This is a genomic window from Prauserella sp. PE36, from assembly GCF_003311655.1.
In the GTDB taxonomy this organism is placed as follows: domain Bacteria; phylum Actinomycetota; class Actinomycetes; order Mycobacteriales; family Pseudonocardiaceae; genus Prauserella_A; species Prauserella_A endophytica.
In genome coordinates this window covers 1-9,037 of the sequence record NZ_QEQT01000010.1, presented here as the reverse complement: position 1 = coordinate 9,037, position 9,037 = coordinate 1, and the positions used below count along the sequence as shown (strand labels likewise).

The following is a 9,037-nucleotide window of genomic DNA, read 5'->3' as shown; positions in this document are numbered from 1 at the left end:
TGGGTACATGCCACGTGGCGCGCCGCGACTGTCTTTTTTCAACTACCGGCTGAGGGACCCGCTGGAGCAGAGACTCAGGACACGAGGCCGCGCCGGAAGCCGTGCGCGACGGCCTGGGCGCGGTCACGCACGCCGAGCTTGCGGAAAAGCCGGCGGGCGTGGGTCTTCACGGTGTCCTCGGACAGGTACAGCTCGCGGCCGATCTGCCCGTTGCTCTTGCCCTGGCTCATGCCCCGCAGCACCTGGAGCTCCCGCTCGGTGAGCTGGACACCCGGGTCGGAGGGCTGGCGCGGAGCGGGCACCGAGGTGCTCGCGAGGGTGTGGGCCAGCGCGGCGACGAGCTCGGGACGCGAGGCGTCCCAGCGCAGGTAGCCCCGCGCCCCGCCCGCGATCGCGGCGGCGATGCTGCCGGCGTCGTCCGGGGCGCCGAACACGATCACGTTGGCCTGCGGGTTGGCGGAGACCAGCCTGCGGGTCGCCTCGACTCCCGTCGGCACCGCGCGCTGCGTGCCGACGAGCACGACGTCCACCGGCTGCCGCGAGTAGCGGGCGAGCAACTCGTCACCGTGCGCTACACAGTCGATGCGACTGACGCCGGGGACGGCAGACATCACGCGGGTGAGGCCTTCGCGGACACTGCGTCGGTCGTCGCAGATCAAGACCGTCGTCACGGGGTTTCCTTCCTGCAGCCGGGTGACATTCCACTTCCCCTATCGGACGCTTTAGGTCCCACCTTGACACGATCTGGTGGCTTTTTTTGAAAAATGCCTCGCCCAGATGTCGGTATAGGCCTTGTGACCCAGGTAACAGGCTAGATCGGGACCCACGGAGAGGAGAGCGCGAGGCGCCGGCCCTCCGGGTCCGAGGCCGGTAACAGAGCGTATAACTCGCGAGTAACTCTTGATCTGTTCCAGTCAGCCCGCTCGGGGTCGAGTTCCGCAGCCAGCAACCCCGCGGGCCACGCCAGCGAGCCGAGCCGGTACTTGCCCGTTGCCTCCAGCGCGCCGCCGACCAGCTCGGTCGCCCGTCTCCGCGCGGCGGGCTCGCCGGTGGCGGCGAGCGCGGCGCCGAGGACGAGCGCCGACTTGATCTCGTGCCGCACGGCGCCGCGTTCCCTCGCCAGCGCCTCGGCCCGCTCCGCGTGCGGAACGGCCTCCGCCGCGTCGCCCGCCGCGAGCGCGACCTCGGCGCTCACCCAGCCGAGACGGACCCGCGTCCGCCAGGAGCCGGAGTGCGCGGTCGCCGTCGCGATCAGCCTGCGCGCGGCGGTCAGCCTGCCCCGGCCGAGGTTGTCGGCGGCGAGACCGAGCAGCGCGTCGGCCAGCGCACCGGCCGGGTCGAGCCCGTCCTCGTCGGCAGGCCCGGCGGCGAGCGCGGCGTGCCGCAGCGCGGCGCCGTCGAGCGGGACCGCGGCGGCGTGCCCACCGAGTTGACGGCGGTGGGAGGCCAGTGTGGCCCCGGCCAGCGCGGCGAGCAGCGGGTCCCGGCCCCTTCTCAAGGGGTCGAGCAGCGTCATGGCGGCCGCGTAGCCGCCCCTGGCTCCCAGCACCACCGCGGCGAGCCAGCGTTCCCTCGGACTCGCCGCGGCGGCAGGCTCGCCGTCGTGGATGTCCGGCGCGTCCCCGAACGCCGCGCGGCGCAGGACGCTTTCCCTCGTCAGCACCGGCTCATCCTCGCGGCGCGTCGCCCAGCAGCACGTACTCGACCCGCTCGGCGGCGTCGCGGATGTCGCCGAGCAGCTCGACCTTGGGCGGGAGGTCGCCCGCGTGCCAGGCCGGGCCGCACGCGAAGAGCCGCCCTCTCTGCCTGCCCCGGGCGATGCGCGTGAACAGCCTCGGATTGGCCGACGGCCCGCGCTGCGCCCACAGCACGACCGCGGCAGGCGAGCTGCGGCGCACCGCGACGGCCAGCACGTCGGCGGGCAGCGGCACCCCGAACAGCTGAGTGACGATGCGGCGCTCCGCGAGCGCGGCGGCGAGCACGTACAGGGGGAGTGTGTCGCGCTCGTCGGGAACGCTGCCGAGCAGGACGGGGCGCAGGTTGCGGGGCTCGGCCAGCACGGGTGTCGCCCTGACCAGCGCGCCGAACACGCATTCGGTGAGCAGGTAGCCCACCTCGGAGCCGCCGCGCCCGTCGCGCCAGCCCGCCCCGAGAGCCGCGACCACCGGCCGGATCACGCCCTCCCACGCGTCGAGCACGCCGAGGGTGCCGATGGCCTCGGCCAGCAGGTGCTGCACGGCCCGCACGTCCATCGCCAGTGACGCCGCGCTCAACTGGCGCGCGAAGCGGGGCGGGCCCGCCGGGTCCGTCGAGTCCCGGCCGGCGCCGAGCACGACCTCGCCGTCGGTGGTCTCCAAGCGCAGTTCCGTGACAGGCGGGGAGGGCTCGTTCGAGGCCTTGGGCATGTGCGCGAGCGCGTAGCGGGCGGCCTCGGCGGTGGAGGCGCCGCGCAGCAGCGCGCGCTGCATCAGTTCGAGGCGGACGACATCGGAGGGGCCGTACCGGCGATGCCTGCCGCCGGTGTGCCTGCTGGGACCGAGCCCGTACCGGCGGTCCCACGTCCGCAGCGTGGACGGGGCGACGCCGAGCCTGCGCGCGACCGCGGCGACTGGCAGCGTCGGCTCCGCCGAAGGGGAGGGAACCGGGTCGCGCACAGCCGGCGTGTCACCGGCTGCGCGATCTGAGCCGGACCCGGACCCCACCCGGTCAAATAACCACGGACCACCGAGTGAGAGCAACAGGAGGCTTCTATTCGGTGTGTTACCTGTCACACCCTCGGGGGAGACCTAACGGCTGAAAAGATCGCAACCCCTTGAACAAGTATTGGCGCGCTTCTAACGTTACGCCCGGTTGCACCAAATGGAGTAGTCGCACAAGTACAACTGCAGAATCCGGCCGCGTGGGGCCGGATACCGGAGGCGGTCACGATGGCAGACACGCGCAGGCTCCCTGGCCCGAACGCCGACGTTTGGGACTGGCAACTCGAGGGGTCATGCAGGGGGATGGACAGCGGTTCCTTCTTCCATCCGGACGGTGAACGGGGCCCGGCGAGGGCTCGGCGGGAGGCAAGGGCGAAGGCCATTTGCCATTCCTGCCCGGTGCTGCGGATGTGCCGCGAGCACGCGCTCGCGGTGCACGAGCCATACGGCATCTGGGGTGGACTGTCCGAATCGGAACGCGAGAACATCATCAAATCGCAGAAGCGCTCACTGGCGCTCACCGGCAACTGACCGAGGCAGGGGAAGAAAACGAACGGGGCGGCATTCCGATTGGAGTGCCGCCCCGTTCTGTTTCTGTTCTACGCGTGACTAGTGCGCGTGGCCGTGACCGTGGCCGGCGTTGTCGTCGGCCGGTTCCGGCTTGTCCACCACGGAGCTCTCCGTGGTGAGCACCAGGCGTGCGATCGACGCCGCGTTGGCCACCGCGGAGCGGGTGACCTTCACCGGGTCGACGATGCCGCCCGCGAGCAGGTCGGTCAGCTCGCCGGTGGCCGCGTTGAGGCCGTGGCCCCACTCGAGATCCTGGACCTTGACCACGGTGACAGCGCCCTCGTGGCCCGCGTTGCTGGCGATCCAGTACAGCGGGGCGGTCAGCGCCTCCCGCACGATCTTCACGCCAATCGCCTCGTCGCCGGAGAGCTCGGCCTCCAGGGAGGTCAGCTCCTTGGCCACGTGGGCGAGCGCCGTGCCACCGCCGGGCACGATGCCCTCCTCGACGGCCGCCTTGGTCGACGCCACGGCGTCCTCGATGCGGTGCTTGCGCTCGTTCAGCTCGGTCTCGGTGGCCGCGCCGACCTTGATCACCGCGACACCGCCGCCGAGCTTCGCGAGCCGCTCCTGCAGCTTCTCGCGGTCCCAGTCGGAGTCGGTGGTCTCGATCTCCTTGCGGATCTGCGCGATCCGCGCCTGGACGTCGTCCTTGGTGCCCGCACCGTCGACGATCGTGGTGGTGTCCTTGGTGACCTCGATGCGCCGTGCCTTGCCCAGCACGTCGAGACCGGACTCGGACAGCTTCAGGCCCACCTCGGCGGAGATCACCTTGGCGCCCGTGACGACGGCGAGGTCGTCGAGGAACGCCTTGCGGCGGTCGCCGAAGAACGGAGCCTTCACGGCCACCGCGGTGATCGTCTTGCGCAGCGAGTTCACCACGAGGGTGGACAGCGCCTCACCCTCGACGTCCTCCGCGATGATCAGCAGCGGCTTCTTGGCCTCCGCGACCTTCTCCAGCAGCGGGAGCAGGTCGGCCAGCGCCGAGATCTTCTCCCGGTGCAGCAGCACGAAGGCGTCCTCGAGGATCGCCCGCTGCTCCTCCGGGTTGGTCGCGAAGTGCGCCGAGAGGTAGCCCTTGTCGAACTGCACGCCCTCGGTGATCTGGAGCTCGGTGGCCAGCGTGGAGGACTCCTCCACGGTGATCACGCCGTCCTCGCCGACCTTCTCGACGGCCTCACCGAGCAGGGCGCCGATGTTGGCGTCCCGGGAGGTGACGGTGCCGACCTGGGCGATGTTGTCGCGGCCCTTCACGGGGGTCGCCTTGGCCTTGAGGGCCTCGATGACCTTGTCCGCGGCCGCCTCGATGCCCCTGCCGAGCGCGGTCGGGTTGGCGCCGGCGGCCACGTTGCGCAGGCCGACCTTCACCAGCGCCTGCGCCAGCACGGTGGCAGTGGTGGTGCCGTCACCGGCGACGTCGTTGGTCTTGGTGGCGACGCTCTTGGCGAGCTGTGCGCCGAGGTTCTCGAACGGGTCCTCGAGCTCGATCTCGCGGGCGACGGTGACGCCGTCCAGCGTGATCGTGGGGCCGCCGAACTTCTTGTCGAGAACGACGTGCCTGCCGCGCGGGCCGAGGGTCACCTTCACCGCGTTGGCGAGCTTGTCCACCCCGCGCTCGAGGGCGCGGCGAGCGTCCTCGTCGAAGTTGATCTGCTTAGGCATTGATGATGTACCTCTCTCCAGGCACGCGAAACGCCCCGGCCCCCGGCTTGCGCGGGGCCCGGGGCGTTATCGCATACGCGGGTCGTCAGTTGATGACGGCCAGCACATCGCGGGCGGACAGGATCAAGTAGTCCTCGCCGTTGTACTTGACCTCGGTGCCGCCGTACTTGGAGTAGATGACGACGTCGCCTTCCTTGACATCCACAGGGATGCGGTTGCCCTTGTCGTCCACGCGGCCCGGGCCCACGGCCAGAACCTTGCCCTCCTGGGGCTTTTCCTTAGCGGTGTCGGGGATGACGAGACCGGAGGCAGTCGTCTCCTCGGCCTCGCTCGTCTGGACAACGATCTTGTCCTCGAGCGGCTTGATGTTCACGCTCACCGGGTTGACCTCCACGGGTCGTCGAAAGCGTTGGCAGGTACCTAGTTGGGTACGGCTCCTACCACCCCCGCCGTCGCGGGTGCCGGGGCGTGTTTGGTGCCGTGCGATTAGCACTCTAGCTAGCGGAGTGCTAGCCGCGCAACCAGGGTCCCAGGTGGTGGCGCACCCGGTCGGCCAGAACGGGTCACACCGCCGCGCACCGAACATTCACCGGTTGATCACCCGATCGGTGAAATCCGGCCATACCCGGAATGCAGGCTGTGCTGGCTCTGACCGTCCGGCCACCACGTTGGGAGTGCCCCGTGCCTTTTTCCGGTGAGAACAGCCCGCTCACGCCGTCCCGCCGAACCGTCCTCGCCTCGGGTGCCGCGCTCGGCGCGGCCGCCGCGGTCGGAACGGCGCTGCCGCTGACCGCGTCGGCGGCGCAGGGAGCGGGCAACCCGAGCGCCGGCGAGGTGTTCACCCTCGGCGTCGCCTCGGGCGACCCCGACCCGTACAGCGTGGTCCTGTGGACCCGGCTCGCCCCGAACCCGCTGGCCGAGGACGGCCTGGGCGGCATGCGCGGCACCGTCGAGGTCGAGTGGGAGATCGCGCGGGACGAGCGCTTCAGCCGGATCGTGCGGCGCGGACGCGAGCGGACCGACGCCGACGCGGGGTACGCCGTACACGCGGAGGTCGCGGGGCTCGCGCCCGGCACGGAGTACTTCTACCGCTTCCGCACGGGCAGGCACCTCTCCCCCGCCGGACGCACCCGCACCGCCCCGGCGTTCGGCGTGGTCGGCTCCGGGCTCGCGATGAGCTTCGCGTCGTGCTCGCAGTACGAGCACGGCTACTTCACTGCCTATCACCACCTCGCCGCCGACGAGCCGGACCTCGTGCTGCACCTCGGCGACTACATCTACGAGTACAAGGCCGACAGCTACGTCTCCCCCACCGGCAACGTGCGGGACCACTCCGGCCCGGAGACCGAGACGCTCGCCAACTACCGGCAGCGGCACGCGCAGTACCGCACCGACGCCGACCTCCAGGCCGCGCACGCCGTCGCGCCGTGGCTCGTGGTGCCCGACGACCACGAGGTGGACAACAACTGGGCAGGCGACGTCTACGAGAAGCCGGAGATCCCCCAGCCGAACTTCATCGAGCGCCGCGCCAACGCGTTCCGCGCCCTCTACGAGAACATGCCGCTGCGCAGGCGGAGCAAGCCCAGCGGCTCGCACATGCGGCTCTACCGGACGGTCCGCTGGGGCGCGCTCGCGAACTTCCACATGCTCGACACCCGCCAGTACCGCGACGACCAGGCGTGCGACGACGGCTGGAAGGTGTGCGCGGACGCCGCCGACCCGGCCCGCACGCTGACGGGCGACGAGCAGGAGGCCTGGCTGATCGAGCAGTTCCGCCGCTCGCGGGCGCGCTGGGACGTGCTGGGCCAGCAGGTGTTCTTCGCCCGCCGCGTCAACGCGTCCGGCGCGACGAGCATGGACTCGTGGGACGGCTACCGGGGTTCACAGGAGCGGATCACCGAGGGCTGGCTCGACGCGGGGGTGCGCAACCCGGTGGTGCTCACGGGCGACGTGCACACCCACTGGGCGAACGAGCTCAAGGCGAACTACGCCGACCCGGACAGCGAGGTGGTGGGCACCGAACTGGTGACCACGTCGATCACCTCGGGCGGCAACGGGGCCGACTCGGACCCGAACGACGACAACAACCTCAAGCTCAACCCGCACATCAAGTTCCGCAACAACCAGCGCGGCTACGTGCGCACGAAGATCACCCGCGACGAGTTCAGGGCCGACTTCCGCGTGCTCGACAAGGTCACCGAGCCCGGGCATCCCGCGCGCACGCGGGCGTCGTTCGTGATCGCCGACCGCAACCCCGGACTGACCGAGGTCACGCCCCGTTAGGCCGCGTCTGACAATCCCGTTGCCGGCTGCGCGGGGCCAGCGCGGCGCTCGGTTCGTGCGGGACACCCGCGCCCGGGGCAGGCGTCGGCGGAAGGCGGTCCGCCTGCGAGGGCCTTCCTCCGCCTGGCGAGGCACCACGCTGTCCCCGCCCGCACGGCAGCGGATCGTCAGATACGGCCTGGATCAGCTGGACGTTGGTTGCGGATGGGCATCGACGATGGTCGGGCCGGGTCGGGCACCGACTCGGCCTGACTCTCGCCCGGCGTCGAGGGAGGATGCGCCTGGCCCTCGGATGTCCTCAGCTGCCCTCAGATGATGCCGAGGGCGAGCATCGCGTCCGCTACCTGGGTGAAGCCGGCGATGTTGGCGCCGGTGACGTAGTTGCCAGGGGCGCCGTACTCCTCGGCGGTGGCGAGGCAGCGGTCGTGGATGCCGTGAATGATGTCCGCCAGGCGTTGTTCGGTGTGGTCGAAGGTCCAGGTGTCGCGGGAGGCGTTCTGCTGCATCTCCAGTGCGCTGGTCGCCACGCCACCGGCGTTGGCGGCCTTGCCGGGGGCGAAGATCACGCCCGCCTCGGTGAACAGCCGGACGGCCTCGGGCGTGCAGGGCATGTTCGCGCCCTCGGCGACGATGGTGCATCCGTTCGCGACGAGCGTGGCGGCGTCGGCACCGTTCAGCTCGTTCTGCGTGGCGCACGGGAGGGCGATGCCGCAGGGAACCTCCCAGACGGGGCGGCCGGCGACGTACCGGGCGACGCCGCCGCGTTCCTCCGGGTAGGTGTGGATCCGTGCGCGGCGCACCTGCTTGATCTCCTTGAGCAGGTCGAGGTCGATGCCCTTCTCGTCGACCACGTACCCCCCGGAGTCCGAGCAGGCGACGACGGTGCCACCGAGCTGCTGGACCTTCTCGATGGCGTAGATGGCCACGTTGCCCGATCCGGATACGACGACCTGCTTGCCCTCGAAGGAGTCGCCGCGGGCCTTGAGGATCTCATCGACGAAGAACACGGTGCCGTAGCCGGTGGCCTCGGTACGCACCTGTGAACCGCCCCAGGCCAGGCCCTTGCCGGTCAGTACGCCGGACTCGTACCGGTTGGTGATCCGTTTGTACTGGCCGAACAGGTAGCCGATCTCCCGGCCACCGACCCCGATGTCGCCCGCAGGCACGTCGGTGTATTCGCCGATGTGCCGGTACAGCTCGGTCATGAGTGCCTGACAGAACCGCATGATCTCACCGTCGGAGCGGCCCTTCGGATCGAAGTCCGAACCGCCCTTGCCGCCACCGATCGGCAGCCCGGTGAGCGCGTTCTTGAAGATCTGCTCGAAACCGAGGAACTTCACGATGCCCAGGTAGACACTCGGGTGGAAACGCAGGCCACCCTTGTACGGGCCGAGCGCGGAGTTGAACTCCACCCGGAACCCGCGGTTGATCTGCACGGCGCCGTTGTCGTCGACCCACGGCACACGGAAGATGACCTGCCGCTCCGGCTCACACAACCGCCGGATCACCGCGCTGTCCGCGTACTCCGGATGCTTGGCGACCACCGGTCCGAGGGAGTCGAGTACTTCGTGCACGGCCTGGTGGAACTCGGCCTCGCCCGGGTTGCGCCGCACGACCTCGGCGTAGATCTCACCCAGCTTCTCGTCCAGACCCGGCACGCGGTGCTCCTCTTCTCGCGAACAGCGACAACCTCCCAAAACGGTCTCATAAGGACCAGGATCGGAGGACGCGAAGACCGTGTGACAACTGCCACCGCGTGCGGATGCCGGGCCGGCGATGGGAGCGCGCTGAACAGCCGCTGCCCTGCTGCGCGACGTCCAGACGGC

General features: G+C 70.3%; 8 protein-coding genes. 2 read left to right on the top strand and 6 right to left on the bottom strand.

Features of this window, described 5'->3' with window-relative positions; all coding sequences use genetic code 11:
- Positions 1 to 74: 74 nt before the first annotated feature.
- The 3 genes from DI005_RS00200 to DI005_RS00190 form a co-directional block, all read right to left on the bottom strand.
- Positions 75 to 671, bottom strand: coding sequence for a response regulator transcription factor (locus DI005_RS00200; RefSeq protein WP_003073605.1), 597 nt, complete (start codon positions 669 to 671; stop codon positions 75 to 77).
- Between the two features lie 140 nt (positions 672 to 811).
- The gene (locus DI005_RS00195) at positions 812 to 1,663 is read right to left on the bottom strand and encodes a hypothetical protein (RefSeq protein WP_112276946.1); all 852 of its coding nucleotides are present in this window, start codon (positions 1,661 to 1,663) and stop codon (positions 812 to 814) included.
- 4 nt (positions 1,664 to 1,667) lie between these two features.
- On the bottom strand, positions 1,668 to 2,654 hold the full coding sequence (locus DI005_RS00190) for a MerR family transcriptional regulator (RefSeq protein ID WP_233519920.1): 987 nt from the start codon (positions 2,652 to 2,654) through the stop codon (positions 1,668 to 1,670).
- 273 nt (positions 2,655 to 2,927) lie between these two features.
- Between DI005_RS00190 and DI005_RS00185 the strand changes: the two genes are divergently transcribed.
- Positions 2,928 to 3,230, top strand: a complete 303-nt coding sequence (locus DI005_RS00185; protein WP_110334884.1) for a WhiB family transcriptional regulator — start codon at positions 2,928 to 2,930, stop codon at positions 3,228 to 3,230.
- 78 nt (positions 3,231 to 3,308) lie between these two features.
- On the opposite strand, the gene groL is transcribed toward DI005_RS00185, so the two are convergent.
- Positions 3,309 to 4,928: a chaperonin GroEL gene (gene groL / locus DI005_RS00180; protein WP_112276944.1), complete on the bottom strand. Its 1,620-nt coding sequence runs from the start codon at positions 4,926 to 4,928 to the stop codon at positions 3,309 to 3,311.
- An 85-nt stretch (positions 4,929 to 5,013) separates the two neighbouring features.
- Positions 5,014 to 5,307: a co-chaperone GroES gene (gene groES / locus DI005_RS00175; RefSeq protein WP_110335040.1), complete on the bottom strand. Its 294-nt coding sequence runs from the start codon at positions 5,305 to 5,307 to the stop codon at positions 5,014 to 5,016.
- Between the two features lie 302 nt (positions 5,308 to 5,609).
- On the opposite strand from groES, the gene DI005_RS00170 reads away from it, so the two are divergent.
- Complete coding sequence (locus DI005_RS00170; protein WP_233519918.1) at positions 5,610 to 7,211, top strand: alkaline phosphatase; 1,602 nt, start codon at positions 5,610 to 5,612, stop codon at positions 7,209 to 7,211.
- A 308-nt stretch (positions 7,212 to 7,519) separates the two neighbouring features.
- On the opposite strand, the gene gdhA is transcribed toward DI005_RS00170, so the two are convergent.
- On the bottom strand, positions 7,520 to 8,869 hold the full coding sequence (gdhA, locus tag DI005_RS00165; RefSeq protein ID WP_112276940.1) for an NADP-specific glutamate dehydrogenase: 1,350 nt from the start codon (positions 8,867 to 8,869) through the stop codon (positions 7,520 to 7,522).
- Between the last annotated feature and the right edge of the window lie 168 nt (positions 8,870 to 9,037).

Bases quoted from the DNA above. Each gene is read 5' to 3' on its own strand.
- DI005_RS00185 (WP_110334884.1), top strand. From the start codon at position 2,928: ATGGCAGACACGCGCAGGCTCCCTGGCCCGAACGCCGACGTTTGGGAC.
- groL (WP_112276944.1), bottom strand. From the start codon at position 4,928: ATGCCTAAGCAGATCAACTTCGACGAGGACGCTCGCCGCGCCCTCGAG.